Below are 26,364 nucleotides of genomic sequence, written 5' to 3'. Positions count from 1 at the left end.
TGACTGGCGCACAATGGTGGGATCGCACGGCTGAAGGGGAACATGCCATGAGCGCCGAGGACCTCGAAAAGTACGAGACCGAGATGGAGCTGAAGCTCTACCGGGAGTACCGCGATGTCGTCGGTCTGTTCAAATACGTGATCGAGACCGAGCGGCGTTTCTATCTCACCAATGACTACGAGATGCAGGTGCATTCGGTTCAGGGTGAGGTGTTCTTCGAGGTGTCGATGGCGGATGCCTGGGTGTGGGACATGTATCGGCCGGCCCGGTTCGTGAAGCAGGTCCGGGTGCTCACGTTCAAGGACGTGAACATCGAGGAGCTGAACAAGAGCGATCTGGAGCTGCCGGGCGGGTGAGGCGCCGATGTTCTGGCAGACCGTCCAGCCGGTGAGGCTGTCCCGTCGGTGAGGTGGATGTCCCTCGTGTGGGTGGCGGGGATATCCACAACCGGCCGGTAACACACCAAGATCCACTCGCCGGGTGGCGGTGCGTGATCGTTGGCGCCAGGAGGTGCCGACATGAACGCACGAGACGCACTCGGCAAGTACGGCGAGGATCTGGCCGCGCGGCGGCTGACCGAGGCCGGTATGACGGTCCTGGAGCGCAACTGGCGCGGTGGCAGGACCGGAGAGATCGACATCGTGGCGCGGGACGGGGACGTCCTGGTGGTCTGCGAGGTCAAGACCCGCAGGGCGGGTCCCTACGAGCATCCGATGGCGGCGGTCACCCCGGTCAAGGCCCGGCGGCTGCGCGGGCTCGCGGAGCGGTGGACCCAGGAGCACGGGGGAGCGCCGCCCGGCGGTGTCCGGATCGATCTGATCGGCGTGGTCCTGCCCGACCGGGGCGCCCCGGTGGTCGAGCACGCGCGGGGGGTGGCCTGAGATGGGCTTCGCGCGTACCTGCTCGGTGGCCCTGGTGGGGGTGGAGGGCGTCGTCGTCGAGGTCCAGGCGGACCTGGAGCCCGGCGTCGCCGCGTTCACCCTGGTGGGACTGCCCGACAAGAGCCTGACGGAGAGCCGGGACCGGGTCCGGGCGGCGGTGGTGAACTCGGGCGGCGAATGGCCGCAGAAGAAGCTCACCGTCGGACTCAGTCCGGCATCGGTGCCCAAGGCGGGATCGGGCTTCGACCTGGCCGTGGCCTGCGCGGTGCTCGGCGCCGCGGAACGCATCGACCCCCGGGTCCTCGCCGACATCGTGATGATCGGCGAACTGGGCCTCGACGGACGGGTACGGCCCGTGCGGGGCATCCTGCCCGCGGTGCTGGCCGCCGCCGACGCCGGATACGAACAGGTCGTGGTGCCCGAGTGCGCCGCCGCCGAGGCGGCCCTCGTCCCCGGGATCTCCGTGCTCGGGGTGCGGAGCCTGCGGCAGCTCATCGCCGTGCTCGCCGACGAGCCCGTGCCCGAGGAGGACCCCGACCCGCCCGGCCGCCCCGACCCGCTGCGGGCCGGGCTGCGGATGCCGGGGACGGGTGAGGCGACCGGTATGCACAGCGTCGGCGCGGCACAGCACGACGCCGGGTACGACCTGGCCGATGTGGTGGGCCAGATCTCGGCGCGCACGGCGGTGGAGGTCTCCGCGGCCGGGGGCCACCATCTCTTCCTGGAGGGCCCGCCCGGAGCGGGCAAGACCATGCTCGCCGAGCGGCTGCCAGCGATCCTGCCCCCGCTCGACCGGCAGGCATCGCTGGAGGTCACCGCGGTGCACTCGGTGGCGGGACTGCTGCCCACCGGCAAGCCCCTGGTCGACACCGCCCCCTACTGCGCCCCGCACCACTCGGCGACCATGCAGTCCCTCGTCGGCGGCGGACAGGGCGTCGCCCGGCCCGGAGCGGTGTCCCTCTCCCATCGGGGCGTGCTCTTCCTGGACGAGGCTCCCGAGTTCAGCGGGCAGGCGCTCGACGCGCTGCGGCAGCCGCTGGAGGCCGGGCATGTGGTGATCGCGCGCAGCGCCGGGGTGGTGCGCTTCCCGGCGCGGTTCCTGATGGTGCTGGCTGCCAATCCCTGCCCGTGCGGGCGGTTCTCGGTCACGGGTGACCTGTGCGACTGCCCGCCGTCCGCGATCCGCCGCTATCAGGCCCGGCTGTCGGGGCCGCTGCTCGACCGGGTCGACCTGCGCGTCGAGGTCGACCGCGTGACCCGGGCGGAGCTGGTCGACCGGGGTGCGCGGGGCGAGTCCACGGCGACCGTCGCCGACCGGGTCCGCGCAGCCCGCGAGCGGGCCACGCTCCGGCTGGCCGGCACGCCGTGGCGTACCAACAGCGACGTGCCGGGCCGCGAGCTGCGCACCCGCTGGCATGCCGCGCCGGGCGCGATGGACGAGGCCGAGCGCAGCCTGGAACGGGGTTCGCTGACGGCGCGGGGTCTCGACCGGGTGCTACGGGTCGCCTGGACCGTCGCCGACCTGGTCGGCCACGACCGCCCCACCGCGATGGATGTCGCCCTCGCGCTGCAACTGCGGACGGGTGTTCCGCGGGGGGTGCCGATGGCGATCGGGGCGTTGATGTGAAGGGGGTTGAGGTGGAGAGGGGTGACGTGGAGGGGGTTGATGTGGAGAGGCGTGATGCGGAGGGGGCTGAAGTGGAGGGGGCTGACGTGGAGGGGAAGAGTGGGGGTGCGGCCTTTGCGGGGGGTGTCGGTGGGGGCGGTTGGGGCGGTGAAGAGTCGGTGTCCGGTGTTGCCGGGGGTTCGGGTGCGGGCGTTGGCGAAGGGTCGTTCCCTGGTGTTGCCGGGGGTCCGGGTGTCGGCGTTGGTGAAGGGTCGTTCCCCGGTGTCACCGGAGGTCCGGGGGCGGGCGTCGGTGAAGGGGCGCGCGGCGGTATCGCCGAGGATCCGCCCCCTGGCCGTACCGACCGCCCCACCCGCACCGCCCCCGAGGCCGACCCCGGGCTTCTCGACCGGGTGTTTCTCACTCGCGTCGTCGAGCCCGGGGACGAGGTCGCCGGGCGGTGGGTGCGGGAGTTCGGGGTGCGGGAGGTGGCGCGGCGGCTGCGGAGCGGTAGGGCGTTGCCGGGGGTGAGCGCGCGGCGGTGGAGCGGGTTGCGGGCGCGGGCCGGGCACGCCGAGCCGGAGCGGGATCTGGCGGTGGCGCGGGCCGCCGGGGTGCGGTTCGTGAGCCCGGGGGAGGGCGAGTGGCCGGGGCAGCTGGACGATCTCGGCGACGCCCGGCCGCTGGGTCTGTGGGTGAGGGGACGGGCGAGTCTGCGGATATGGGCGCTGAAGTCCGTCGCGCTGGTCGGCGCCCGCGCCTGCACCGAGTACGGGGCGCACATGGCCGTCACCCTCGCCTCCGGGCTCGCCGAACGCGGCTGGGTCGTGGTCTCCGGCGGGGCCTACGGGGTCGACGGTGCTGCCCACCGGGGCGCGCTCGGCGCGGGCGGGGCCACCGTCGCCGTCCTCGCCTGCGGGGTCGACCGGCCCTATCCGCGAGGGCACACCGAGTTGATCACGCGGATCGCGGAACAGGGGCTGGTGGTGGGGGAGTTGCCGCCGGGCGACCATCCGACGCCGAGCCGGTTCATCCTGCGCAACCGGGTGATCGCGGCCCTCACCCGGGGCACGGTCGTGGTGGAGGCGGCGTACCGGAGCGGGTCGCTGGTGACCGCGCGGGCCGCGGGCCGGCTGGGGCGGCACGTCATGGGGGTCCCCGGCCCGGCCACCAGCGCGCTGTCCGCCGGAGTGCACGAGCTGCTGCGCGGCGGCGCGGAACTGGTGACCGATGCCGCCGAGGTCGTCGAACTGGTCGGCGACATGGGCGAGCTGGCCCCCGAGCGGCGCGGACCGGTGCTGCCGCGCGATCTGCTGGCGCCCGCCACCCGCCAGGTCCTCGCGGCGCTGCCCGCCCGCCGGGCGGCCCCGGCCGGGGAGATCGCACGCGACGCGCAGACCACGCCGGACGACACGATCGCGAGACTGTACGAACTCAAAGCGCTCGGTTTTGTCGAACGACACGGCGACGGCTGGAAGTTGACACGCCAGGCGGTGATGTCCGTCCGTGACGGTTCACACCCCGAGTGAGCGGAGGTGTTCGGCCGTCCGGGGGAAGGTGGAATTCCTTGGGAAAAGGCGCAGTTGACCGGATTTCATGATCGCGGTGAGTGATCGTCATGACCCGCTGGAGCGCCAAACGGAACGTATCTGCGCACCGCGCGGGCCCCGCCCTTCGCGCACCGCGACACTCCAGTCACGCTACGCTCACAAGGATCCGGTGCGTACCGGCCACCGACCGACATGATCCACAGCCACCCCAGGGACCCCAGGCACCCTCCGTACGAGCTTCACGGCAGAACGGCACAAGGCGACGAATGCCCCAGCACACCTCCGGGTCCGACCGGGCGGCGATCCCCCCAGCCGCCCGTGAGGGTGGCGGTACGCGACCGCCCGCGCCCTCGACGCTCGACGAGCTGTGGCGCTCGTACAAGACCACCGGTGACGAGCGGCTGCGGGAGCAGCTGATCCTGCACTACTCGCCGCTGGTGAAGTACGTGGCGGGCCGGGTGAGCGTGGGGCTGCCGCCCAATGTGGAGCAGGCGGACTTCGTGTCGTCCGGGGTGTTCGGGCTGATCGACGCGATCGAGAAGTTCGACATCGACCGGGAGATCAAGTTCGAGACGTACGCCATCACCCGGATCCGGGGCGCGATGATCGACGAGCTGCGGGCGCTGGACTGGATCCCGCGGTCCGTGCGGCAGAAGGCGCGCAATGTGGAGCGGGCGTACGCCACGCTGGAGGCGCGGCTGCGGCGCACCCCCAGTGAGGTGGAGGTCGCGGCGGAGCTGGGCATCGCGGTCGATGAACTGCACGCGGTGTTCAGCCAGTTGTCGCTGGCCAATGTGGTGGCGCTGGAGGAGCTGCTGCATGTCGGCGGCGAGGGCGGCGGCGACCGGCTGAGCCTGATGGACACCCTGGAGGACACGGCCGCCGACAACCCGGTGGAGGTGGCGGAGGACCGGGAGCTGCGGCGGTTCCTGGCGCGGGCGATCAACACCCTGCCCGAGCGGGAGAAGACGGTGGTGATGCTCTACTACTACGAGGGGCTGACCCTCGCCGAGATCGGCAATGTGCTCGGTGTCACCGAGAGCCGGGTCAGTCAGATCCACACCAAGTCCGTGTTGCAGCTGCGGGCGAAGCTGGCCGGATTCGGGCGCTGAGCCTGGCCGGGAACGGGTCGGCAGGGGCGGGGGCAGGCTTCCGGGCGGGGTGAGTGCGCCGGTCAAGCCACCGGAGGGTGGGGTGAGCCACTCCCGAACCGGGGGGTCCGTCCGTAAAGTGGATGCCGTGCCAAGGATTCGAGCGGCCTCCGTGGCCGAGCACCGGTCGATGCAACGAGCCGCCCTGCTGGACGCGGCCCGCTCCCTGCTGTCCGAGGGCGGTACGGAGGCGCTGACCTTCCCGGCCCTCGCCGAGCGGACGGGGCTGGCGCGGTCGTCCGTGTACGAGTACTTCCGGTCGCGGGCGGCGGTGGTCGAGGAACTGTGCGCGGTCGACTTCCCCGTCTGGGCGGCGGAGGTCGAGGCCGCGATGGCGGAGGCGGACGGGGCCGGGGCGAAGGTCGAGGCGTATGTCCGCAAGCAGCTGGAACTGGTGGGGGACCGGCGGCACCGCGCCGTGGTCGCCATCTCGGCGAGCGAGCTGGACGCGGGGGCCCGGGAGAAGATCCGCGCGGCCCACGGCGGCCTGATCGCGATGATCGTCGAGGCCCTGGCCACCCTGGGCCACACCGAGCCCCGCCTCGCCGCGATGCTGCTCCAGGGCGTGGTCGACGCGGCGGTCCGCCGGATCGAACTGGGCGCGGCGGAGGAACCGGACGTGATCACGGAGGCGGCGGTGGGGATGGTGTTGCGGGGGGTGGTGGGGGGCTGATTTGGTCTGGTCCGGTCTGGTCCGGTCTGGGGTGGGGTGGGGTGGGGTGATGTTGGCTGGGTCGTGCGGTGCCGGGTGCCGGTATGCCGGGTGCGGGGGCCGAGGCCCCGAGCCCCAGGTTCCGGGCGGCTGGCCCGAGCCCTGGGGCGCCTGCCCCCCCGGCCGGGTCGTGCTGGTCCCCGGGTGCCGGGGGCCGAGGCGCCCGAGCCTCAGGTTCCGGGTGCCTGGCCCGAGCCCTGGGGCGCCTGCCTTGACCCGAGGGCGCCGGGGCCCAGGCCCCCTGCCTTGAGCTCTGGGTCCCAAGCCCCGGGCCCCTTCTGGGCCCCGGCCCTCGGCCCCGCGCTCCGGGCCACAAGTCCCGGGCTTGAAGCTCCGGGTTCCAGGCCCCAAGTACCGGGACCCGGGCGCCCGGCCCCGAGCCCCAGGGTGCTGGGGTCCCTGCTCCGAGCTCTGGATCTCAAGCCCCGGGCCCCCTCGGTGCCTTCGGCCCCGCGCTCCAGGCCCCAAGTGCCGGGGTCGAAGCTGCGGGGTTCCAGGCCCCGGGCCGCTGGCTCCGGCCCCTGGCCCCCGGCTCCGAGGTCCGGCCTTGGGTCCCAAGCCTTGGGCCGCGAGCCGCGAGCCCTGAGCCCCGGGCTTGAAGCTCCAGCCTCCAAGCCTCAAGTCCCGGGCTCCAGACCCCAGGTCCCGGCTCTGGCCTCCGAGCCTTTGGCTCCGATCCAAGCACCGGGCCCTGAGCCCTGAGCCGCAGCCCCCGAGGCACCGCAGCCCCCCCCGCTCCCACCCCTCGATCCGCCTCCCCCCGCCTCCGATCCGATCCATCACCGGCCTCGAACAACCCCGCGACGCCGTGTCCGGCGGAGCCAGCCCGCGCGGCGCCGCCAAGAACCCGCGCGCCACCCCGACCGCGCCACCCATCCCGCCCCCAACCCCACATCACCCGCTCCCGGGCCACGTCCGCCCCGCACACACCCTCCCGGGCCGAGCCCGCCCCGCATCACCCGCCCCCGATACGCACCTGCCCTCGGTACGCACCCGCCCCCCGGCACCCCCCGGTACGCATCCCCCGGTACGCACCCGCCCCGCATCACCCCCTCCCAGTCCGCGCCGCAGGCGCCCAGCCCCCTCCCCCAGCCCTCTCCCCCTCCAGCCCCCGCCGCAAGCGCCCGCCCCCCTCCCAAGCCCCGCCGCAGGCGCCCGGCGCTGGATCGCCTCCTGGCACAGGCATACTCGATCCCCGGCGGGCGCACCGGCGTCGGCATGGTCCGGAGGTACGTGATGACACAGTCGGGGGCGCAGGCCCGCAGGGTGACGATCGACGATGTCGCCCGGCACGCGGGAGTGTCCCGGCAGACGGTCTCCCGCGCGCTGAACGACAAGGGCGAGATCGGGCACGCGACCAAGCAGCGCGTGCTGGACTCGGCTCAGGAACTGGGCTACCGGCCCAGCCGCTTCGCACGCGGCCTGGTGCGGCAGGACACCACCAGCATCGGACTGGTCATCCCGGATCTGCGCAACCCGTTCTTCACCGAGGTCGCCGCCGCCGCGCTGGAAGCGGCCCGCACCCGTGGCTGGCATGTCGTCGTCTACGACACCGCCGACAGCCCCGACGAGGAGCGCGGGACGCTGGAGGTGATCGGGTCGCAGGTCGACGCGGTCGTCGGGTACTTCAGCCGGCCCGAGGACGACATCGACCGGCTGGTGCGAGGGGTGCCGGTGGTGCTGATCGGGCGGGAGGCGCCCGCCGCGCGGTTCAGTTCGATCGTCGTGGACGGCAGCGCGGGCGTCGAACGGGCCGTGGGCCATCTGGTGCGCGCCGGGCACCGCCGGATCGGCATGCTCGACCACGCCGGGCGGGCCGAGCCGAGCATCCGGCACACCTGGTACGAGGCCGCGCTCGCCGCGCACGGCCTGGAACCGGGGCCGGTACGGCGGGCCGCGCAGAGCGTGGCGGGCGGGGAGCAGGCGCTGGAGGAACTGCTCGCCGGGCATCCGGACGTCACCGCCGTGTTCACCTTCAACGACATCATCGCCATCGGCGCGCTCAGGGCCGGGCGGCGACTCGGGCTGCGAATCCCGCAGGACCTCGCGGTGATCGGCTTCGACGGGCTCCAACTTGGCGCCCTGGTCGAACCCGCGCTCACCAGCGTCGCCCTTGACGCCCACCGCCTCGGCACGCTCGCCGTCGAACAGGCGGCCCGGCTGCTCACCGCGACCGGCCCGCTCGACCCGGAGTCGGAGATCGTCCGGGCGGAACTGTGCGTGCGGGACTCGGCGTAGGGGTTGGGCGAGGCCCTTTGCACTGACACCACCCCCCACCTCCCATCCCCAACCCCACCCCCCACCTCCCGTGCTGGACCCCCACCCCCCACCTATGAATCCAACCCCCCACCCTTGACACACCGCCATGGCCGGAAACAGACTCCAACGCAATTCGTGAGCGCTCACGGGAGCGCTCACGACTTTCGGAAGGGTCCCGATGACGCTGACTCGACGAAGGCTGCTGGCCGGCGCGGGCGCCCTGGGCGCCACCGCGTTCGGGGCCAGTGGCTGCGTAAGCCCGGCCACGGCCAAGCCGGGGCACATCACGCTCTGGTACACCTACAACGGCCTGTCCGACCAGGTGCTCACCACCGCCACGGAGCGCTTCGCCGCCGACCGGTTCACCCTCTCGCAGGTGAGCGGCGACCTCACCCAGCGGCTGCTGGCCGCGCTGGCCGGCAACGCCTACGTGCCCGACATCACCATGATCGGCGACAACATCTCCCGCTACTTCGCCGACAGCGACCGCTTCGTCGATCTCAACGGGCTCGGCGCGCGGGACCTCGCCGACCGCTATCTGCCCTGGAAATGGCAGGCCGGAGCCACCCCGGACGGCTTCCAGCTCGGTTTCCCCATCGACATCGGGCCCGCCGCGCTCTACTACCGCGAGGATGTCTTCGCCCAGGCCGGGCTGCCGAGCAGTCCGGAGGAGGTGGCCGCGGCGGCGTCCACCTGGGAGGCGTACTTCACCCTCGCCGACGAGCTGAAGCGGCGGCTTCCCGGGCGGTATGTCATCACCGACACCAAGATGGTGTTCACGTACTGGATGGCGCAGCAGGCGCGGAAGTACTTCGACCCCGAGAACCACTACCTCGACGACCAGTCGCATGTCCGACAGGCGTGGGACCGGTCGGTGGAGGCGTACCGGCGGCGGCTGACCGCCGGGTTCGCCGGGTCGCAGAGTGTCAACGGGCAGTCCGTGGACCGGCACGCGGCCTGGGTCGGCGGTCAGGAGGCCGGTTTCGTCAACGCCTCCTGGATCACCGGGGAGCTGAAGCAGTCCGCGCCGGACACCGCCGGGAACTGGCGGGTGTGCGCACCGCCGGGCGGACCCGGCAACCAGGGCGGTTCGTTCCTCGCGATCACCAGCGCCTGTCCCGATCCGGGGGCCGCCTTCGCCATCCTGAGCTGGCTCCAGAACCCGGCCAACCAGACCACCAACTACCTCGACATCGGGCTGTTCCCGTCCAGCCCCGAGGCGATCGAGGACCCGAGGATCACCTCCGGCGACCCGTTCTTCGGCGGGCAGTCCGCGGTCCAGGTGTTCGCCGGTATCGCCGACCAGGTGCGGTACGCGTACTTCAGCCCCTGGGACATCACCCTCAGCGACACCTACACCGATGAGCTGACCAATGTGGAGCTGGGCGGCAAGGACCCGGAGCAGGGCTGGAACGACGCCCGGACCCGGATCGAACGGCTGCTCAGGCGGCAGGGGGTGCTGTCATGACAGCGTTGTCCAAGCCGGACCCGACCGTCCCCGAGCCGGACCCGACCGTCCCCGAGCCGGACCCGGCCGTCCCCGAGCCGGACCCGGCCGTCTCCGAGCCGGACCCGGCCGTCTCCGAGCCGGACCCGGCCGTCTCCGAGCCGGACCCGGCCGTCCCCGAGCCGGACCCGGCCGTCCCCGAGCCGGACCCGGCCGTCCCCGAGCCGGACCCGGCCGTCCCCGAGCCGGACACGCCCCTCTCCGAACCAGACCCGACCATCGCCGGCCGGGGCGCCCCCGCCAAGAACGCCCCGAGCGCCACGGCCACCCCGAACGCCCCAAACACCACCACCGCCGCCGCCCGCCAACGCCGCCGCCGCTATCTACCGCAGTACCTCGCCGTCTCCCCGTTCTTCCTGCTCTTCGCCGCCTTCGGGCTCTACCCGGTGCTCTACTCGCTCTTCCTCGCCTTCCAGCGGTGGGACGGGGTCGGGCCGATGGAGTACGTGGGGGTGGAGAACTTCCGGTTTCTGCTCACCGACGACCTGTTCTGGACGTCGATCGGCAACACCTTGATCATCTGGGTGATGTCGACGGTCCCGATGACCGTCCTCGCCCTGCTGATCGCGCTCGGGCTGAACTCCTCCGTCCGCTTCAAGGGCGCCCTGCGCATCGCGTACTTCATGCCCAATGTCACCTCGATCGTGGCGATGTCCCTGGTGTTCGGGTCGGTCTTCAGCGGGCAGTTCGGCGTGCTGAACTGGTTCCTCGGGCTGTTCGGCATCGACGGGGTGCCCTGGCTGACCGACCCCTGGGCGATCCGCTGCGCCGTCGCGCTGATGATCGTCTGGCGCTGGACCGGCTACAACGCGATCATCTTCCTCGCCGGACTCCAGTCCCTGCCCGGTGAGGTGTACGAGGCGGCGAAGATCGACGGGGCCGGGCCGGTCCGGACGTTCTTCGCCATCACGCTGCCGCTGCTCCGGCCCGTACTGCTGTTCTCGCTGGTCATGTCGGCGATCGGCGGGATGCAGACCTTCGCCGAGGCACAGGTGCTGCTCGGCGACCGCGGCGGCCCCGGCTCCGCCGGGCTGACCATGGTCCTCTACTTCTACGGCACCGCCTTCGCCGACAGCGACTTCGGCTACGGCGCCGCCATCGCCTGGGGCATCTTCGTGGTCGTCGTCCTCTTCTCGATCCTCAACTGGCGCCTGGTGGGCCGGACCGAGCGCGGGCAGGTCACCCTCGAGGAGGGCGGCCGATGACCACCCGCGGACGGATCCTGACGTACGCCGCCCTGCTGACCGGCGCGCTGATCACCCTCTTCCCCTACTACTGGATGGCCGTCATGGCCTCCAACACCACCGGGGACATCTACTCCGCACCGCCCCGGCTGATCCCCGGTGACCGGCTCTTCCACAACGTGGGCGAGGTGTTCTCGCGGATCGACTTCTTCGGCTCGCTGCTGAACACCCTGATCGTGGCGATCGCGACCACCCTCGCCGTGCTGTTCTTCGACTCGCTCGCCGCGTTCACCTTCGCCAAGTACACCTTCCCCGGCAGCAAGGTGCTCTTCGGGCTGCTGCTGGCCACCTTCGTGGTGCCGACCCAGCTCGCCGCCATCCCGCAGTTCTCGCTGATGGCCGAACTGGGCTGGGTCGGCAGCCTCAAGGCGCTCATCGTGCCCGCCGCGGCCAACGCCTTCGGCATCTTCTGAATGCGCCAGTACATCAGCGCCGCCCTGCCCGACGAGATCCTGGAGGCCGCCCGGATCGACGGCTGCGGCTTCTTCCGCACCTACTGGTCCGTCGCCCTGCCGATGCTCCGCCCCGCCCTCGCCTTCCTCGGCATCTTCACCTTCGTGAACGCCTGGAACGACTTCCTGTGGCCGCTGGTCGTCCTGATCGACTCGCAGCACATCACGCTCCAGCTCGCGCTGGCGCAGCTCAACGGCCTGTACGTGACCGACTACAGCGTCGTCATGGCAGGCACCCTCGTGGCCGTCGTGCCGCTGCTGATCGTCTTCCTCTTCGGCGCCCGGCACTTCGTCCGGAACATCGCCGCGGGCGCCCTGAAGGGCTGAAGGGAATCCTGTGCCGCCGCCCCTGTTCTCCCCGTCCGGTTCCTCTCCCGCCCCCGGTGGGACACCTGTCGGCGCCGAGCCCTCGTACCTCCACGACCCCGCGCCCGGACGGGGTGCGCTGCCGCCACGCGCCGCCTTCCGCTCCGACGCCGCCGCGCTCAGCCTCAACGGCCCCTGGCGCTTCCGGCTCTCCCCGTCCGCCGCTGCGGCACCCGACGGCATCGAGCACGACTCCTACGACGACTCCGGCTGGCACCCCATGCCGGTCCCCGGCCACTGGCAGCTCAACGGCCACGGCCGCCCCGCCTACACCAACATCCGCTACCCCTTCCCCGTCACCCCGCCCGCCCCGCCCTCCGACAACCCCACCGGCGACCACCGCCTCACCTTCGACCTCCCGGACGACTGGCCCACCGGCCCCGCCGTACTGCGCTTCGACGGCATCGACTCCTGCGGCCGGATCTGGCTCAACGGCACCGAACTCGGCATCACCACGGGCAGCCGCCTGCCCTCCGAGTTCGCCGTCGGCCCGCTGCTGCGCCCACGCGGCAATGTGCTCGCCGTCCGCGTCCACCAGTGGTCCGCCGGAAGCTATCTGGAGGACCAGGACATGTGGTGGCTGTCCGGGATCTTCCGGGACGTCACCCTGCTGGCCCGCCCCGAGGGCGGCGTCCGCGACTACACCCTGCACGCCGGCTACGACCACACCACCGGCCGGGGCACCCTCCGCCTCGACGCCGACCCCGGCGTCCGGATCAGCGTCCCCGCACTCGGCATCGACGCCCTGCCCGCCGGGCAGCCTGCCGAGGTGCCCGTACAGCCCTGGAGCGCGGAGAGCCCCCGGCTCTACGACGGCGAGGTCCACACCGCCGCCGAACGCGTCCCGGTGCGCGTCGGCTTCCGTACCGTCGCCATCGAGGACGGAGTGCTCAGGGTCAACGGACGGCGGATCGTCTTCCGGGGCGTCAACCGGCACGAGTTCCACCCCGACCTCGGCCGGGCGCTGCCCCAGGCATGGGCAGTCGCCGACATCGAGCTGATGAAACGGCACAACGTCAACGCCGTCCGCACCAGCCACTACCCGCCCGACCCCGGGTTCCTCGGCCTGTGCGACCGGTACGGGCTGTGGGTGATCGACGAATGCGATCTGGAGACCCACGGCTTCTCCGAACTCGGCTGGCGCGACAACCCCAGCGACGACCCGCGCTGGGCCGCCGCCTACCTCGACCGCATGGCCCGAACCGTCGAACGCGACAAGAACCACCCCTCGGTCATCATGTGGTCGCTCGGCAACGAGGCCCACACCGGCCGCAATCTCGCCGCCACCGCCGCCTGGACCCGCCGCCGCGACCCCGGCCGCCCCCTGCACTACGAGGGCGACGCGGAGTGCGCGTACGTCGATGTGCACAGCCGGATGTACGCCCCGCACGAGGACGTCGACCGGATCGGACGCGGCGAGCTGGGCTCCCCGCGCAGCCGTCGGCTCCCCTTCATCCTCTGCGAGTTCGCCCACGCCATGGGGACCGGGCCCGGCGGCCTGGTCGAGTACCGCGAACTCTTCGAACGGCACGAGCGCTGCCAGGGCGGGTTCGTCTGGGAGTGGCTCGACCACGGCATCACCCGCCACGACGACCGGGGCCGCCCCTACTTCGCCTACGGCGGCGACTTCGGCGAACCGCTGCACGACGGCAACTTCGTCATCGACGGCATGCTCCACCCCGACCGCACCCCCTCACCCGCGCTCATCGAGTTCGCCAAGGTCTTCGAACCGGTCCGCATCACCGGCACCCGCGGCGGACTGCGCATCACCAACCTCCACGACTGCGTCCCCCTGGACCACCTCACCTTCGGCTGGACCCTGGAGGAGGAGGGCACCGCGATCGCCGAAGGCACCCTCGACGTCCCCGCGCTCGCCCCCGGCGGCAGCGCCGACCTGCCCCTGCCCCCGCTCCCGGCCACCACCGCCGAGAGCTGGCTCACCGTCCGCGCCCGGCTCACCGACGACACCCCCTGGGCGGCGGCCGGACATGTCGTCGCCTGGGGCCAGCTCCCCATCACCCCCGCCCCGCCCCCGCCCCCACCCGCCTCCGGCACCCCCGTCCGCACCGACGGCCCCGCCCTGCGCCTCGGCCCCGGCCGCTTCGACGCCCGCACCGGCCACCTCACCGCCCTCGCCCACCTCACCGCCGACGGGCCCCGCCTCGATCTGTGGCGGGCCCCCATCGACAACGACCGGGCCGCCGACGCCCCCGAGGAGCAGAGCTGGCGGGCCGCCGGACTCCACCGGCTCCAGCACCGCCTCCTCGACCTCGACACCGACGGCGCCACCCTCGTCGTCCGCACCCGCGTCGCCCCCGCCGGACTCGCCTTCGGGATGCGCGCCGACTACCACTGGAGCGCCGACGCCCACCGGCTCCGGCTGCGCCTCGACGTCGAACCCGAGGGCGACTGGCCCTGCACCCTGCCCCGGCTGGGCCTCAGAATGGCGCTGCCCGGCGCCCTCGGCACCGCCGAATGGTTCGGCCGCGGCCCCGGCGAGGCGTACGCCGACTTCCGGCAGGCCGCCCGCGTCGGCCGCTTCACCGCCACCGTCGACGCCCTCCAGACACCCAATGTCTTCCCCCAGGAGAACGGCAACCGGCTCAACGTCCGCCGGCTGCTCCTCACCGGCGCCGACGGCACCGGGCTGCGGATCGACGGCGAACCCCACTTCGCCTTCACCGCCCGCCGCTGGACCTCCGAAGACCTCGACGCCGCCCGCCACACCACCGACCTGGTCCCCTCCGACCGCCTCCACCTCAACCTCGACCTCGCCCAGCACGGCCTCGGCACCGCCGCCTGCGGCCCCGGCGTCCTGCCCCACCACCGCCTCCACCCGCACCGGGCGAGCCTCGTCCTCACCTTCACCCCCCTCCACGAGCCCCCCGACCAGCGCCTCACCCCGCTCGACCAGCCCCACCCCACGGACCACGACAGCGAGGCCCCCGCGCGATGACCGACACCCCCGACATCCGCCTCGTCCCCCAAACCCACTGGGACCGCGAGTGGTACGAGCCCTTCCAGCGGTTCCGGCTGCGCCTGGTCGACCTCCTGGACGAGGTCCTCGACCGCGCCGAGGCCGACGACCGCTTCCGCTTCACCCTCGACGGCCAGATGGCCGCCGTCGACGACTATCTGGAGGTCCGCGGCGAACACCGCGACCGGATCGCCGCACTGGTCCGCGCGGGCCGCCTCGCCGTCGGCCCCTGGCAGATCCTGCTGGACGAGTTCCTCTGCTCCGGCGAGAACATCGTCCGCAACCTGGAACTGGGCCTCAGCCGCGCCGACGCCCTCGGCGGCGCCATGGCCGTCGGCTACCTCCCCGACATGTTCGGGCACTGCGCCCAGATGCCGCAGATCCTCGCCGCCGCCGGATTCGACCACGCCTGCCTCTGGCGTGGGGTGCCCGACGGGGTGCCCGGCCACGCCTTCCGCTGGCAGGCCCCCGACGGCAGCTCGGTCCGCACCGAGTACCTCGCCGGGGGCTACGGCAACGCCGCCTATGTCTTCTCCGACCCCGGGCACTTCGCCGCGCGCATGGCCGCCCTCGGCCGCCGCCTCAAGCCGTCCTTCGGCACCGACCCCGTGCTCGCCCTGTACGGCACCGACCACTCCGCGCCGGTCGGCTCCCTGGTCGACCTGGTCGCCGGACTCGACCCCGCCGAGGCCGACGTACGGATCGTCACCCTGGACGACTACCTCCGGGGCCGCGACCCGCACGACCGGACGCTCCCGGTCATCGAGGGCGAGCTGCGCAGCCACGCCCGCGCCAACATCCTCCCCGGTGTCCTCTCCGTGCGCCCCCACCTCAAGCAGGCCATGGGCCGCGCCGAACGGCTGGTCGAGCGGTACGCCGAGCCGTTCGCCGCGCTCTTCTCGCACGAGTGGCCCGAGCGCTTCCTCGACCTCGCCTGGTGGCGGCTGATCGACGCCTCGGGGCACGACTCCGTCACCGGCTGCGGCGTCGACGAGACCGCCGTCCAGGTCCACGCCCGGATCAGCGAGGCCGAGCACCTCGGACAGGCCGTCCGCGACCGGGTCGCCGCGGGCCTGGCCCGCCGGGTCTCCCGCGAGGCCGTCCTCGTCCTCAACCCCACCCCGGCCGCCCGCGAGGACCTGATCACCGTCGATGTCGAGGTCCCCGACGACTGGGACCGGATCGGTGTCGAACTCGCCGACGGCACCCGGCTGCCCGCCCAGACCGAGCGCCGCCCCCCGCTCGTCCTGCTGACCGAGCGCCGCGCGGGCGCCGACCTCCGCGCCTTCCTCCCGCGCATCCACGGCCGGGAACTCTTCGGCGCCGAGATCACCCACTGGACCTGCGACCCCGACCGCCGCGTCCTCGAATTCACCGTCGCCCGGCACAGCGGCGACACCCCCTTCGACGTGGCCGCCGTCCGCGCCGCCGTCACCGGCGCCGACGGCGAGTGGACCGTCCGCATCCTGCGCGCCGCCCACCGCACCCTGACCTGCGCCGCCCGCGTCCCCGCGCTCGGCTGGACCTCCCTGCGGGTGGTCCCGGGAGAGGTCCCGGTCCCCGCCCCCGTCCACCGCGACGGCCGCACCCTCAGCAACGGCCTGGTCACCGTCACCGTCCGCGACGACGGCACCCTGCGGGTGGTCTCCCGCGACGGCACCGTCCTGGACGGCGTCGGCCGCATCACCGACGGCGGCGACCGCGGCGACACCTACAACTACGCCCCGCCCGCCACCGACACCCTGATCGACACCCCCCGCTCGGTCCGCGTCACCCCGCCCACCGCCGAGGGCCCGCTGCGCACCGCGCTCACCGTCGAACGCCGCTACGACTGGCCCGCCGCCGTCGACCGCGACGCCGACCGGCGCACCGCCGACACCCGCCCCGGCACCGTCCGCATGGACGTCGAACTCCGGGCCGGTGAGCCCTTCGTCCGGCTCGGCCTCACCCTCGACAACGCCTCCCTCGACCACCGGGTCCGGCTCCACGTCCCGCTGGCCCGCCCCGCCGCCACGTCCAGCGCGGAGGGGCAGTTCGCGGTCGTGGAACGCGGGCGGACCGCCGAGGGCGGCTTCAGCGAACGCCCGCTGCCGACCTTCCCGGCGCACGGCTTCGTCGCCGCGGGCGGTGCGGGCCTGCTGCTCACCCAGCCTTCCGAGTACGAACTGCTCGACCGGGAACTCGCCCTCACCGTGCTCCGCGCCACCGGCTGGCTCAGCCGGAACGTCCACCCCTACCGCGAGGAGCCCGCGGGCCCGCAGATCGCCACCCCGGCCGCCCAGCTGCCCGGCGTCACCACCGTCTCCCTCGCCGTCCTCCCGCACGCGGGCGACTGGCGGTCGGCCGGTCTGCCCGGCGCCGCGGAGCGCTTCCGCCACCCGCTGCACGCCACCCCGGGCACCGGTGACCCCTCCGCGCCGCCCGCCCGCGCGGAGGGCCTCACCGTCGAGGGCGCCACCCTCACCGCCCTGCGCCGCCGGGGCGACGACATCGAGGCCCGGTTCGTCGCCCTGGACCCGGAGCCGGGGCGCGCGCTGCTGCGGGGCCCCTTCACCGGCGCACACCGGGTCGACCTCCTGGGCCGCGACACCGGCCCGGTCCCGGGCACGCGGGCGGGGTCGGCGGAGCTGGAGCTGCGGCCGTGGGAGATCGCGACGGTCCGGTTGACGGGGGTGACCACGGTCCGGGTGTGAGCGTCCTGCGCGGGGGCTCGCCCCTGACGGGGGGCCGCTGGGGACCCCGGCCCCGTCCGCCGCTCGGCGGCGCCCCCGTCGCCCCCGGCCCACGACCGCCCCCGGCGCCGAGGGCACCGGCACCCCGTGCACCGGCAGCAGCCGTGGCCGGATTCCGCCCGTGAGACCGGCCGGCAACAGCGACAGGGGGTTCAGATAGCTGTCCGCGCGGCGCAGGCCCCAGTGCAGACAGCGGGCCGCGCAGTGGGAGGGGCCGGTGGCCTCCAGCGTGCCCAGGAGGGTACCGACGGTCACCGTGTCGCCCGCGCGGAGCGTCGCCCGGACCGGTTCGAACGTCGTCCGTAGGGGTGGGGTGCCCGTGTCCGGGAGTTCCACCGTGATCACGCCCTTGCCGCCGACCCGCCCGGCGAAGGCGACCCGGCCCGGGACCGGGGAGCGCACCGGAGTACCGGCGGGTGCCCCCAGATCGACCCCGCGGTGGCCGCCGCCGTACCGCGTCAAGGGGGGATCCCAGCCACGCAGGACCCGGGGCGGGTCGCCCACCGGCCAGTCGGCCGCGCGCGCCGGAACCGGCGGCGGCGGGCTCGCCCCGGCCGTGCCGGGCAGCACCATCAGAGTCAGGGCCAGCACCGCCAGGATCAGGGCCGGCACCTTCAGGATCAGGGGCGGCAACATCAGCGGTAGCGGCAGCGCCGGCGGTGGGGCGCCGGTCGGGCGCCGGGAGGCGGTCATGGCTCCACGCTCGCCGATCCCCGGGATCCCGGCCGGGACCTGTGCACAACTCCGGGGTTGTGGACAACGGCGTCACCCGGTGCCTCGCGGGTCCCGTACACTTCTGGTGGCGACCCGGGCCACCGGGTCGACTTCGCACGCCCCGGCACGGCGACCGGAAACGGTCCCGGTCAGCGCCCCTCGGTCCCTTGTGGCACGGCGCGTCAGTGGGCGTCAGGCGCGGAAGCCGTCCGGCATCCGCGGCACAACCGAGAAATCAAGGAGAACACGGCCATGGCCGTCGTCACGATGCGGGAGCTGCTGGAAAGCGGCGTCCACTTCGGTCACCAGACCCGCCGTTGGAACCCGAAGATGAAGCGCTTCATCTTCACGGAGCGCAACGGCATCTACATCATCGACCTGCTCCAGTCGCTGTCGTACATCGACCGCGCCTACGAGTTCGTCAAGGAGACCGTCGCCCATGGCGGCACGGTCATGTTCGTCGGTACGAAGAAGCAGGCGCAGGAGGCCATCGCCGAGCAGGCCACCCGCGTCGGCATGCCCTTCGTCAACCAGCGTTGGCTGGGCGGCATGCTCACCAACTTCTCCACCGTCTACAAGCGCCTCCAGCGCCTCAAGGAGCTGGAGCAGATCGACTTCGAGGACGTCGCCTCCTCCGGTCTGACCAAGAAGGAGCTTCTCGTGCTCTCGCGCGAGAAGGCCAAGCTGGAGAAGACCCTCGGCGGTATCCGCGAGATGTCCAAGGTGCCCAGCGCCGTCTGGATCGTGGACACCAAGAAGGAGCACATCGCGGTCGGCGAGGCCCGGAAGCTGAACATCCCGGTCGTCGCGATCCTCGACACCAACTGCGACCCCGACGAGGTCGACTACAAGATCCCGGGCAACGACGACGCGATCCGCTCCGTCACCCTGCTCACCCGGGTGATCGCCGACGCCGTCGCCGAGGGCCTCATCTCCCGTTCCGGTGTCGCCACCGGTGACAAGGGCGAGAAGGCCGCCGGTGAGCCGCTCGCCGCGTGGGAGCGTGAGCTGCTGGAGGGCGAGAAGAAGGCCGAGGAGGCCGCCCCGGCCGCCGACGCCGCGCCCGCCACCGAGGCCCCTGAGGCCACCGAGGCCGCCCCCGAGGCCGAGGCTGTCGAGGCCGCCCCGGCCGAGGCCGCCGCCGAGGAGACCCCCGCAGAGGAGGCGCCCGCCGCCGCCGAGGCCCCGGCCGCCGAGGCCACCGAGGCTCCGGCCGCGGACGCCGAGCAGGGCTGATCCCACAGCCACGTCGACGGTGGGGGCGGTGCTCATGAAGTCCGCCCCCGCCGTTCACCCGTAGGTCGGCACACCGTTCGCGGGCCCCTGCACACAGGGGACCGGTCCCCGGCACACAGGGACCCGCGACCGTGCGGACCTTCGATCTTCCAGACGTTCGAGAAGATCTCCCAGACTTCGAGAAAGACTCACAGACTCATGGCGAACTACACCGCCGCCGACGTCAAGAAGCTCCGTGAGCTGACCGGCGCCGGCATGATGGACTGCAAGAAGGCCCTCGACGAGGCCGACGGCGATGTCGACAAGGCCGTGGAGGCCCTGCGCATCAAGGGCCAGAAGGGCGTCGCCAAGCGCGAGGGCCGCTCCGCCGAGAACGGCGCCGTGGTCTCGATCATCGCCGACGACAACTCCTCCGGTGTCCTGGTCGAGCTGAAGTGCGAGACGGACTTCGTCGCCAAGGGCGAGAAGTTCCAGGCCGTCGCCCAGACCATCGCCGAGCACGTCGCCAAGACCTCCCCGGCCGACCTGGCCGCCCTGCTCGCCTCCGAGATCGAGGCCGGCAAGACCGTCCAGGCGTATGTCGACGAGGCCAACGCCAACCTCGGCGAGAAGATCGTCCTGGACCGCTTCGCGCAGTTCTCGGACGGTTTCGTCGCCGCCTACATGCACCGCACCATGCCCGACCTGCCCCCGCAGATCGGTGTCCTGGTCGAGCTGGACAAGCCGGACGCCGACACCGCCAGGGGCGTCGCCCAGCACATCGCCGCCTTCGCGCCGCAGTACCTCTCCAAGGACGACATCCCCGCCGATGTGGTGGCGAACGAGCGCCGTATCGCCGAGGAGACCACCCGCGCCGAGGGCAAGCCCGAGGCCGCGATCGCCAAGATCGTCGAGGGTCGTGTCAACGGCTTCTTCAAGGACGCCACCCTGCTCGGCCAGGCGTACGCGCTCGACCCCAAGAAGTCCGTCCAGAAGGTCCTGGACGAGGCCGGTGTCACCCTGAAGCGCTTCACGCGCATCAAGGTCGGCATCTGAGTCCGACCGCGTCCGTAACCGCGATCGACGCGCGATCCAGGGCGGAATCCCGCTAGGGTCGACCGCAGTCGTCCGCGCCACCCGCGCACTGCGTCCCGCACGCGCGCGAAGCGGACGACGGCAGATCTGACGAGGAGGCCATTGCCGCGCATGGGAGCCACCACCCCCCACCGGCAATGGCCTTCTTGGTATGTGCACCATGTGAAAGAGGCGGGATGACGATGACCACCAAGGCCCAGAAGAGCGACGACGGCAAAGTACGCGGCCGGTTTCTGCTGAAACTCTCCGGAGAGGCATTCGCCGGTGGCGGGGGCCTGGGGGTCGACCCGGACGTGGTGCACAAGATCGCCCGCGAGATCGCCGCGGTCGTCCGGGACGGCGCCCAGATCGCCGTCGTCATCGGCGGCGGCAACTTCTTCCGCGGTGCCGAACTCCAGCAGCGCGGCATGGACCGGGCCCGCTCCGACTACATGGGCATGCTGGGCACGGTGATGAACTGCCTCGCCCTCCAGGACTTCCTGGAGAAGGAGGGCATCCAGTCCCGGGTGCAGACCGCCATCACCATGGGCCAGGTCGCCGAGCCCTACATCCCGCTGCGGGCCGTGCGCCATCTGGAGAAGGGCCGGGTCGTGATCTTCGGCGCCGGTATGGGCATGCCGTACTTCTCCACCGACACCACCGCCGCCCAGCGCGCCCTGGAGATCGACGCCGAGGCCCTGCTGATGGGCAAGAACGGGGTGGACGGGGTCTACGACTCCGACCCGAAGACCAACCCGGACGCGGTCAAGTTCGACGCGCTCGGCTACGGCGAGGTCATCACCCGCGACCTCAAGGTCGCCGATGCCACCGCCGTCACCCTGTGCCGTGACAACAAGCTGCCGATCCTGGTCTTCGAGCTGCTGACCGAGGGCAATATCGCGCGGGCCGTCAAGGGTGAGAAGATCGGCACGCTGGTGGGCGACCAGGACAGCCGGGCCTGACCGGGGGACGACCCCGCCGGGCACGGACCCCGACCGGAGGATGGACAATGACCGGACGCTCGGGAACCGTGCAGGAACAAGACGCGACGCAGCCGGCCGCCCCCCACGCGCGGACGCGGCCGGGCCGACTCTCAACACGCAGGAGCAAGTGGTGATCGAAGAGACCCTCCTCGAAGCCGAGGAGAAGATGGAGAAGGCCGTCGTGGTCGCCAAGGAGGACTTCGCCGCGATCCGCACCGGCCGGGCCCACCCCGCGATGTTCAACAAGATCGTGGCCGACTACTACGGGGCACCCACCCCGATCAACCAGCTGGCCTCGTTCTCCGTGCCGGAGCCGCGGATGGCCGTCGTCACCCCGTTCGACAAGACCGCCCTGCGCAATATCGAGCAGGCGATCCGCGACTCCGACCTCGGGGTCAACCCCAGCAACGACGGCAACATCATCCGGGTGGTGTTCCCCGAGCTGACCGAAGAGCGCCGCCGCGAGTACATCAAGGTCGCCAAGGGCAAGGGCGAGGACGCCAAGGTGTCCATCCGCTCGGTGCGCCGCAAGGCCAAGGACGCCATCGACAAGCTGATCAAGGACGGCGAGGTCGGCGAGGACGAGGGCCGCCGCGCGGAGAAGGAACTCGACGACACCACCGCCAAGTACGTCGCCCAGGTGGACGAGCTCCTCAAGCACAAGGAAGCGGAGCTGCTCGAAGTCTGATGAACGACTCTTCCTGGGGGGTGCCGACCGGGGCCGGGCAGACCGGGTACTGGGGGCCCACCGAGCACGGACCTGTCCAGGGGGCTGCCCCGGCGGGTCCCGCGTACGATGCGCAGCAGGCGCAGCACACTCGCCCCATGCCCATCGTGCCCGACCTGCCCGCGTACGGCGGTGACCAGGATGAGGACCGGGGGACCGCTCGGCTGGGCGGCCCCCTGTTCCGTGACCAGACGTTCCGCGACGAGACCCCGTCGGCGCAGCCCCCTGCGGCGGTGCCGCAGAATCCGGAGCCCATGCCCGACGTCCCGCAGCCGGCGCCCACACCGCAGAAGAAGAACGCGGGCCGGGATCTGGGTGCGGCCATAGGGGTCGGGGTCGGGCTCGGTGCGGTCATCCTCGCCTCGCTGTTCTTCGTCAAGGCCGTGTTCATCGGGGTGATAGCGGTCGCCGTGGTGGTCGGGCTGTGGGAGCTGACCCGGCGCCTGGAGGAGCGCAAGGGCATCAGGGCCCCGCTGGTGCCGCTGGCGGTGGGCGGCGCGGCCATGGTCGTCGCCGGATATGTCCGGGGGGCCGAGGGCGCCTGGGTCGCGATGGCGCTGACCGCGCTCGCGGTGCTGGTCTGGCGGATGACCGAACCGCCGGAGGGCTATCTCAAGGACGTCACGGCGGGCGTCTTCGCCGCGTTCTACGTCCCGTTCCTGGCCACCTTCGTGGCGATGCTGCTGACCGCCGACGACGGCGCGCAGCGGGTGCTGACGTTTCTGCTGCTCACCGTCGTCAGCGACACCGGGGCGTATGCGATCGGCTGGCGCTTCGGCAAGCACAAGCTCGCCCCGCGGATCAGCCCCGGCAAGACCCGCGAGGGGCTGCTCGGGGCGGTCGCCTTCGCGATGGTGGCGGGCGCGCTGTGCATGGAGTTCCTGATCGACGGCGGCGCCTGGTGGCAGGGTCTGCTGCTCGGGCTCGCGGTCGCGGCCAGCGCCACCCTCGGTGACCTGGGCGAGTCCATGATCAAGCGGGACCTCGGCATCAAGGACATGGGCACGCTGCTGCCGGGCCACGGCGGGATCATGGACCGGCTGGACTCGCTGCTGCCGACGGCTCCGGTGGTGTGGCTGCTGATGGTGGTGTTCGTCGGCTCCGGCTGACGCGCGCCGACGCCCTGAGTGAACGTTTGCTCCACCCCTCCCGCTCCTCTCTATGATCGCCGCGACACGACGCGGGGCGTTCAGGGGGAACGGGAGGGGTGGAGCCGTATGTGGGCCAGACGGCGGGCCGCGCGGCAGGAGCGGCTGGAGCGGGTGGCGGCCGAGGCGGTCGAGGAGTTCGAGCACAGTCTCCGTACGACCCTGTCCTCCGCCGACGAGGCCCACCAGGGCCTGCTGGAACTGCGGGAGCAGCTCGCCCGCGAGGTGGCGGAGACCAGGGCGATGCTGGGCCGCGACGACGGGATGCCGGCGGAGCTGGTGCGGGTCAGGCTGGAGGCGGGCGACGAGGCCCTCGCCTCGCTGGACGAGGTGTCCGCGCAGTACACGGGCATCCGGGTCCAGGTGGTCGGCAAGGGCGTGGACGACCGGCACACGCTCGTCCCGCTGATGGAGGAACTGGTCGACTTCGTGGAGACCATGCCCGGGATCGGCGAACAGGTGCTCGGTGCCGCCGAGGCGGTGATCGTGCTGCGCGAGCGGCTGACGGAGACCCGGGCGGACCTGGCGCCGCTACGGGCCCGCATCCACCCCGCGCACCGGGCCGCCGCGGACGAACTGGCGGCGACCCGGGGCACCCCTGGCTGGCATGTCCGCGAGGTCGCCCTCGCGACGCTGGGCGACCGCCTCACGGCACTGGAACAGGGCCGGGTCTGGCCGGCGGAGAACGAGACGGTCACCGACCACTACCGCCGACTCGAACGCGATCTGGCGGTACTGCGGGACGAGATCGCGGAGGGGGGCGGGCGGGGGGCCGGCTGATTACCGGGGCCTCCTGGCGCCGGCTGAGCCGGGGTCTCCCGGCGTCGGCTGAGCCGGGGTCTCCTGGCTGGTCCGGGTGGTGGCGGTCTTGCGGGTTGCGGGGGGCTTCTCGGTTGGGTGGCGGGTGCTGGGTGCTGGGTACCGAGTGGCGGGTGCCGGGTGCCGGGTGCCGGGTGCCGGGTGCCGGGTGGCGCTGGCTCTGGGTCCCTTCTGGACTGTGGCCGTCTCGTGGTCTCCGGGGGCTTTTCCGGTCGGTGGTGGTCCGGTGGGTTCGGGCCCCAGCCGCCGCCGCTGGATCGAGATCGCCTGGGCCAACCCGGCGCGGATGTTCGGCCTCTACCCCAAGAAGGGCACCATCGCGCCCGGCGCCGACGCCGACCTCGTGATCTACGACCCGCACGCCGAGCAGGTGCTGTCGGTGGAGACCCAGCACCCCTCCGCGATCTGTGGCGGCCTCGGAGGCTGCGGGCATCTCCGAGCCGGTGGCGGCCCCGGAGTCTTCGGGCGCCTCTCAGCCGGTGGCGGCCCGGAATCTCGGGGCGCCTCTCAGCTGGGTGGCGGTCTCGCGGTCTCCGGGGAGCTTCCCGACAGGTGGCGGTGTCGATGTCTCTGGGCCACCGATCTCTGGCGGCGTCGCAGTCTTCGGTGAGCTTCCCGGCCTGTCCCGGTCTCGTGGTCTCCCGCCCCCCCGGATCTGTGGTGGCGTCGCGGTCTCCGGGGATCTTCCCGACCCATGGCGACCTCGCAGTCTCCGGAAACCCTCCCGCCCCCCGGCGACACCGCACTCTCCGGCCCCCCCTCCCGACCCGTGGTGACGCCGCACCTCCGGGAACCCCCTCCCAACCCCGCACCCCCCGGCGACCTCCCCGCCCCCGGGCGACGACGCCCCACCCTCCCCACACCCCCCTGACCTGCAACAATGTCGCCCGACCAAGGTTATCCACAGGTCGGCTGGCGTGGTCCGGGAGTCTGCGACACTGGTAGGGCCATGCCTAAGCCCGGAGAACTCACCTTTGTCGCGCCGCGCGGAGCCAAGAAGCCGCCGCGGCATCTCGCCGATCTCTCGCCCGCCGAGCGCAAGGAGGCGGTGGCGCAGATCGGGGAGAAGCCCTTTCGCGCCAAGCAGCTCTCGCAGCACTACTTCGCGCGGTACGCGCACGAACCCGAGCAGTGGACGGACATCCCCGCCGGGTCCCGTGACCGGCTGCGCGAGGCGTTGCTGCCGGAGCTGATGACCGTCGTCCGGCATCTGTCGACGGACGAGGGGACGACCCGCAAGACGCTGTGGCGGCTGTTCGACGGGACGCTGGTGGAGTCGGTGCTGATGCGGTACCCGGACCGGGTGACCATGTGCATCAGCTCGCAGGCCGGATGCGGGATGAACTGCCCGTTCTGCGCCACCGGACAGGCCGGGCTGGACCGGAACCTGTCGACCGCCGAGATCGTGCACCAGATCGTCGACGGAATGCGCGCGCTGCGGGACGGGGACGTGCCGGGCGGGCCCGCGCGGCTGTCCAACATCGTCTTCATGGGGATGGGGGAGCCGCTCGCCAACTACAAGCGGGTCGTCGGGGCCATCCGGGCGCTGACCGATCCGGCGCCGGACGGCGTGGGGCTGTCCCAGCGCGGGATCACCGTGTCGACGGTCGGGCTGGTGCCCGCCATCCACCGGTTCGCCGACGAGGGCTTCAAGTGCCGGCTCGCCATCTCGCTGCACGCGCCCGATGACGAACTGCGCGACACCCTGGTGCCGGTGAACACCCGCTGGAAGGTCCGCGAGGTGCTGGACGCCGGGTTCGAGTACGCGGAGCGGTCCGGGCGGCGGCTGTCCATCGAGTACGCGCTGATCCGGGACATCAACGACCAGGCGTGGCGCGGTGACCGGCTCGGGCGGCTGCTCAAGGGGCGGCCCGTGCATGTGAACCTGATCCCGCTGAACCCGACACCCGGGTCCAAGTGGACCGCGTCCCGGCCCGAGGACGAGAAGGCGTTCGTGGAGGCCATCGCCGCCCATGGGGTACCGGTGACCGTCCGGGACACCCGGGGCCAGGAGATCGACGGGGCGTGTGGTCAGCTCGCGGCCACCGAGCGGTAGAGTCAGACGTCGTACATCCGTACATATCTTCATACTCGTAATCCGGCAGGGGAGCGCCACAGCGCTGAGAGTGCGGCAGCCGTCAGGACACGGTGGGCCGCAGACCCTCTGAACCTCGCCCAGGTCATTCTGGGTAGGGAGATCGGTCGTCACTCATGCTGTTGCGCCCTGCCCGGGAACCCGTCTCGACG

20 protein-coding genes, 2 pseudogenes and 1 riboswitch are annotated in these 26,364 nt (G+C 72.4%); of the genes and pseudogenes, 21 read left to right on the top strand and 1 reads right to left on the bottom strand.

Features of this window, described 5'->3' with window-relative positions:
* The first annotated feature begins 47 nt into the window (after positions 1–47).
* From ABZX40_RS25595 to ABZX40_RS25535, 13 genes are all read left to right on the top strand, one after another.
* Complete coding sequence (locus tag ABZX40_RS25595; RefSeq protein WP_003965949.1) at positions 48–356, top strand: DUF2469 domain-containing protein; 309 nt, start codon at positions 48–50, stop codon at positions 354–356.
* Between the two features lie 162 nt (positions 357–518).
* Positions 519–881 (top strand): YraN family protein, encoded by a 363-nt coding sequence (locus tag ABZX40_RS25590; RefSeq protein ID WP_355742468.1) that lies wholly within the window; start codon positions 519–521, stop codon positions 879–881.
* 1 nt (position 882) lies between these two features.
* Complete coding sequence (locus tag ABZX40_RS25585; RefSeq protein WP_355742470.1) at positions 883–2,508, top strand: YifB family Mg chelatase-like AAA ATPase; 1,626 nt, start codon at positions 883–885, stop codon at positions 2,506–2,508.
* A 392-nt stretch (positions 2,509–2,900) separates the two neighbouring features.
* Positions 2,901–4,016, top strand: coding sequence for a DNA-processing protein DprA (gene dprA, locus ABZX40_RS25580; RefSeq protein ID WP_355742473.1), 1,116 nt, complete (start codon positions 2,901–2,903; stop codon positions 4,014–4,016).
* A gap of 287 nt (positions 4,017–4,303) precedes the next feature.
* Positions 4,304–5,149 (top strand): RNA polymerase sigma factor WhiG, encoded by an 846-nt coding sequence (whiG, locus tag ABZX40_RS25575; RefSeq protein WP_355742476.1) that lies wholly within the window; start codon positions 4,304–4,306, stop codon positions 5,147–5,149.
* A gap of 151 nt (positions 5,150–5,300) precedes the next feature.
* The gene (locus tag ABZX40_RS25570; RefSeq protein ID WP_355742698.1) at positions 5,301–5,861 is read left to right on the top strand and encodes a helix-turn-helix domain-containing protein; all 561 of its coding nucleotides are present in this window, start codon (positions 5,301–5,303) and stop codon (positions 5,859–5,861) included.
* A gap of 1,275 nt (positions 5,862–7,136) precedes the next feature.
* Positions 7,137–8,138, top strand: coding sequence for a LacI family DNA-binding transcriptional regulator (locus ABZX40_RS25565; RefSeq protein ID WP_355742479.1), 1,002 nt, complete (start codon positions 7,137–7,139; stop codon positions 8,136–8,138).
* A 199-nt stretch (positions 8,139–8,337) separates the two neighbouring features.
* Complete coding sequence (locus ABZX40_RS25560) at positions 8,338–9,627, top strand: extracellular solute-binding protein (RefSeq protein ID WP_355742482.1); 1,290 nt, start codon at positions 8,338–8,340, stop codon at positions 9,625–9,627.
* Entirely contained in the window at positions 9,624–10,871 is a 1,248-nt protein-coding gene (locus ABZX40_RS25555) for an ABC transporter permease subunit (protein ID WP_355742485.1), read from the top strand. The genes ABZX40_RS25560 and ABZX40_RS25555 overlap by 4 nt, the downstream gene beginning before the upstream one ends.
* Positions 10,868–11,323 (top strand): hypothetical protein, encoded by a 456-nt coding sequence (locus ABZX40_RS25550; RefSeq protein ID WP_355742488.1) that lies wholly within the window; start codon positions 10,868–10,870, stop codon positions 11,321–11,323. The genes ABZX40_RS25555 and ABZX40_RS25550 overlap by 4 nt, the downstream gene beginning before the upstream one ends.
* Positions 11,324–11,689 (top strand): carbohydrate ABC transporter permease, encoded by a 366-nt coding sequence (locus tag ABZX40_RS25545; protein ID WP_355742491.1) that lies wholly within the window; start codon positions 11,324–11,326, stop codon positions 11,687–11,689. It begins immediately after the preceding gene.
* A gap of 118 nt (positions 11,690–11,807) precedes the next feature.
* On the top strand, positions 11,808–14,684 hold the full coding sequence (locus ABZX40_RS25540; RefSeq protein WP_355742701.1) for a glycoside hydrolase family 2 TIM barrel-domain containing protein: 2,877 nt from the start codon (positions 11,808–11,810) through the stop codon (positions 14,682–14,684).
* Entirely contained in the window at positions 14,681–17,398 is a 2,718-nt protein-coding gene (locus ABZX40_RS25535; RefSeq protein ID WP_355742494.1) for an alpha-mannosidase, read from the top strand. The genes ABZX40_RS25540 and ABZX40_RS25535 overlap by 4 nt, the downstream gene beginning before the upstream one ends.
* Positions 17,399–17,644: 246 nt before the next feature.
* Here ABZX40_RS25535 and ABZX40_RS25530 read toward each other — a convergent pair.
* Positions 17,645–18,010, bottom strand: a pseudogene (locus ABZX40_RS25530) (M23 family metallopeptidase); the annotation flags it as partial.
* A gap of 393 nt (positions 18,011–18,403) precedes the next feature.
* Here ABZX40_RS25530 and rpsB point away from each other — a divergent pair.
* The 8 genes and pseudogenes from rpsB to rlmN all read left to right on the top strand — a co-directional run bounded on the left by rpsB (position 18,404) and on the right by rlmN (position 26,173).
* Positions 18,404–19,387, top strand: coding sequence for a 30S ribosomal protein S2 (gene rpsB / locus ABZX40_RS25525; protein ID WP_355742497.1), 984 nt, complete (start codon positions 18,404–18,406; stop codon positions 19,385–19,387).
* A 198-nt stretch (positions 19,388–19,585) separates the two neighbouring features.
* Positions 19,586–20,422 carry a translation elongation factor Ts gene (tsf, locus tag ABZX40_RS25520; protein WP_355742500.1) on the top strand — a complete coding sequence of 279 codons (837 nt, stop codon included), beginning with the start codon at positions 19,586–19,588 and terminating at the stop codon, positions 20,420–20,422.
* Between the two features lie 221 nt (positions 20,423–20,643).
* Positions 20,644–21,402: a UMP kinase gene (gene pyrH, locus ABZX40_RS25515; RefSeq protein WP_355742704.1), complete on the top strand. Its 759-nt coding sequence runs from the start codon at positions 20,644–20,646 to the stop codon at positions 21,400–21,402.
* Positions 21,403–21,553: 151 nt separating this feature from the next.
* Positions 21,554–22,111, top strand: a complete 558-nt coding sequence (gene frr / locus ABZX40_RS25510) for a ribosome recycling factor (RefSeq protein ID WP_064537659.1) — start codon at positions 21,554–21,556, stop codon at positions 22,109–22,111.
* On the top strand, positions 22,111–23,259 hold the full coding sequence (locus ABZX40_RS25505; protein WP_355742504.1) for a phosphatidate cytidylyltransferase: 1,149 nt from the start codon (positions 22,111–22,113) through the stop codon (positions 23,257–23,259). Before frr ends, ABZX40_RS25505 begins: the two co-directional genes overlap by 1 nt.
* A 108-nt stretch (positions 23,260–23,367) precedes the next feature.
* A complete protein-coding gene (locus tag ABZX40_RS25500; RefSeq protein WP_355742507.1) occupies positions 23,368–24,078 on the top strand; it encodes a hypothetical protein in 711 nt (236 codons plus the stop codon).
* A 280-nt stretch (positions 24,079–24,358) separates the two neighbouring features.
* Positions 24,359–24,511: pseudogene (locus ABZX40_RS25495) on the top strand (amidohydrolase family protein); the annotation flags it as partial.
* Positions 24,512–25,066: 555 nt separating this feature from the next.
* Complete coding sequence (rlmN, locus tag ABZX40_RS25490) at positions 25,067–26,173, top strand: 23S rRNA (adenine(2503)-C(2))-methyltransferase RlmN (RefSeq protein WP_355742510.1); 1,107 nt, start codon at positions 25,067–25,069, stop codon at positions 26,171–26,173.
* 37 nt (positions 26,174–26,210) lie between these two features.
* Positions 26,211–26,331: riboswitch (TPP riboswitch) on the top strand.
* Positions 26,332–26,364 lie beyond the last annotated feature (33 nt).

This window comes from Streptomyces sp. NPDC004610 (assembly GCF_040609715.1).
Taxonomy (GTDB): Bacteria; Actinomycetota; Actinomycetes; order Streptomycetales; family Streptomycetaceae; genus Streptomyces.
The sequence above is the reverse complement of the archived record's forward strand: the minus strand, read 5'-3'. Positions and strand labels throughout refer to the sequence as shown.

Coding starts and splice junctions, on each gene's coding strand:
- tsf (WP_355742500.1), top strand. CDS start 19,586: ATGGCGAACTACACCGCCGCCGACGTCAAGAAGCTCCGTGAGCTGACC.
- ABZX40_RS25550 (WP_355742488.1), top strand. CDS start 10,868: ATGACCACCCGCGGACGGATCCTGACGTACGCCGCCCTGCTGACCGGC.
- ABZX40_RS25585 (WP_355742470.1), top strand. CDS start 883: ATGGGCTTCGCGCGTACCTGCTCGGTGGCCCTGGTGGGGGTGGAGGGC.
- whiG (WP_355742476.1), top strand. CDS start 4,304: ATGCCCCAGCACACCTCCGGGTCCGACCGGGCGGCGATCCCCCCAGCC.
- ABZX40_RS25505 (WP_355742504.1), top strand. CDS start 22,111: ATGAACGACTCTTCCTGGGGGGTGCCGACCGGGGCCGGGCAGACCGGG.
- ABZX40_RS25565 (WP_355742479.1), top strand. CDS start 7,137: ATGACACAGTCGGGGGCGCAGGCCCGCAGGGTGACGATCGACGATGTC.
- ABZX40_RS25595 (WP_003965949.1), top strand. CDS start 48: ATGAGCGCCGAGGACCTCGAAAAGTACGAGACCGAGATGGAGCTGAAG.
- ABZX40_RS25535 (WP_355742494.1), top strand. CDS start 14,681: ATGACCGACACCCCCGACATCCGCCTCGTCCCCCAAACCCACTGGGAC.
- ABZX40_RS25560 (WP_355742482.1), top strand. CDS start 8,338: ATGACGCTGACTCGACGAAGGCTGCTGGCCGGCGCGGGCGCCCTGGGC.
- pyrH (WP_355742704.1), top strand. CDS start 20,644: ATGACCACCAAGGCCCAGAAGAGCGACGACGGCAAAGTACGCGGCCGG.
- rlmN (WP_355742510.1), top strand. CDS start 25,067: ATGCCTAAGCCCGGAGAACTCACCTTTGTCGCGCCGCGCGGAGCCAAG.
- ABZX40_RS25545 (WP_355742491.1), top strand. CDS start 11,324: ATGCGCCAGTACATCAGCGCCGCCCTGCCCGACGAGATCCTGGAGGCC.
- ABZX40_RS25555 (WP_355742485.1), top strand. CDS start 9,624: ATGACAGCGTTGTCCAAGCCGGACCCGACCGTCCCCGAGCCGGACCCG.
- ABZX40_RS25500 (WP_355742507.1), top strand. CDS start 23,368: ATGTGGGCCAGACGGCGGGCCGCGCGGCAGGAGCGGCTGGAGCGGGTG.
- ABZX40_RS25590 (WP_355742468.1), top strand. CDS start 519: ATGAACGCACGAGACGCACTCGGCAAGTACGGCGAGGATCTGGCCGCG.
- rpsB (WP_355742497.1), top strand. CDS start 18,404: ATGGCCGTCGTCACGATGCGGGAGCTGCTGGAAAGCGGCGTCCACTTC.